General features: G+C 59.5%; 1 protein-coding gene and 1 pseudogene. Both read right to left on the reverse strand.

Translation table 11 applies throughout. From position 1 onward, the window contains the following. Nucleotides 1-187: pseudogene (locus U9R81_RS02040) on the reverse strand (hypothetical protein); the annotation flags it as partial. Between the two features lie 670 nt (nucleotides 188-857). Continuing rightward, nucleotides 858-1752, reverse strand: an 895-nt coding sequence (locus U9R81_RS02045) for a TolB family protein (RefSeq protein WP_416180928.1), incomplete at its 5' end; no start/stop codon positions are given.

Below are 1752 nucleotides of genomic sequence, written 5' to 3' on the forward strand. Positions count from 1 at the left end.
TCGGCCCCCAATACCACGTGCGCCCGCCGCGCACCGCCTCGCCGTCGGTACGGGTCCAGATCGCGGCGAAGCGTGAGTCGACGAACTCATTACGGTTGGCGAAGGGCGCGGCTGAAAGGACTGTCGTGTTCGTCAGCATGGCAGCGCCCAATGCGATGATAGCGATCACTCGATGAATGGTTCGCATGGCAGTATCTCCGTGGTTGTTGGTTCAATGGCGGACAGAACGTATGAGCGTAGATGGGGTGGATGGCTTGGCGATATGCTGTTTTGCCCTCACCCTCAGCCCCTCTCCCACGCTAGTGGGAGAGGGGAGTGGAGAACCGAGCGTTGAGGTATCGCACAGCAATCCAATCAATGGTTGTGCTCAATCAAACATTCTGTCCGTCACTCAATGGTTGTGGGCAGGTGGCAAACCTGCCGGTACGCTCGTGTTATCCGTCCCTACGGGTGGTGGTTCAGGGGTGGACAGAACATCTATCCAGAATAACCCTGACCGCTGGGTAGGGAACCCGGTCCTGAAGGGCCGGGCTAGGGTTACGAAGCCCGCTGCGCGGGCTGATGGTCTCACCCCTCGGTCTCCTCCCTACCCTCGCGGCGGGAGAGGAGGGGCACTGGGTTGCCGGTACAGACACGCGCTTAACCGAATGCGACGATTGCCCCTCTCCCGCAACGCGGGAGAGGGGAGGGTGAACCGGCGCAGTGCAAAGTCATCAGCCATATCTACACTCATGCGTTCTGTCCGTCCTTGAACGGGTGCGGGTGGGTGGGAGGCGCACAGCAGTGCGGGGACGCACGGCCTTGGACGCACCGCCGTGTGGTGACGTACGCCGTGGGAGGCGCACCGCCGTGCGTCCCTACTGGGCCCACAACGGCCAGCGGTCTTGGGCGGCGTTTTGGGTGACTTGTTGGGTAAGGACTCCATCGCTGACGTTCAGGATATAAATCTCGAAATCGCCGTCGCGGTCGCTGGCGAAGGCTAATTGGCGGCCATCGGGCGACCACGTCGGTGCGTCGTCGGTGGCAGCGTGGTTGGTGAGGCGACGGACGTTGCTGCCGTCAGCGTTCATCACGTAAATCTCCCAATTGCCGTCTCGGTCGCTGGCGAACGCGATCTGCTTACCGCCGGGCGAGACACGGGCGAAGCGGTCGTTGGCTGTATTGTGCGTCAGATTGCGGATATTGGCAAGTTCAGCCCGGAAACCAATTAATAAAACCACACCGCGCGAAAAGAATGGGATATAGCGAAGGTCGGCGCCGTAGATATCGAAATTTCCATTGCAATCGCTGACCCAGTAGATCGTTCTGCCATCAGGTGACCATGCCGGGGTTTCATAGCGACACGCGGGTTGGTCGCGTGTCAAGCGTGTTGGGCGCATCAGGTTGGCGGTTTCCGGCGTCGAAGCCGGCCACAACATGATATCCGGGCGCCCCATCCGTTCTGAGATCACCAGTAGTTTCGTGCCATCAGGCGACACCATCGGATTGAACTCATTGACGATCCGGTTCACGAATTCTTCGCGTTCCCATGGCGAGATGGTGATGCCGTCGTTACTGTCAATGTAGCTTAGCCGGGTAGCGCTAGCGTTGGACGCAATTTCGCCTGCACTAGCGGCGATACTGTTGAGCAGATACACTTGCCGGTATGCGGGTTGCTCGCGCCGTGAGTCAACAGCAAGCATCTGTTGGGTAGGATCCCAACTGCGCAGCCACGAATAGGCAACCGTTTCGGCATTGTTAAAGGTAAGGCGT

The organism is Chloroflexus sp. (assembly GCF_034435895.1).
Taxonomy (GTDB): Bacteria; Chloroflexota; Chloroflexia; order Chloroflexales; family Chloroflexaceae; genus Chloroflexus.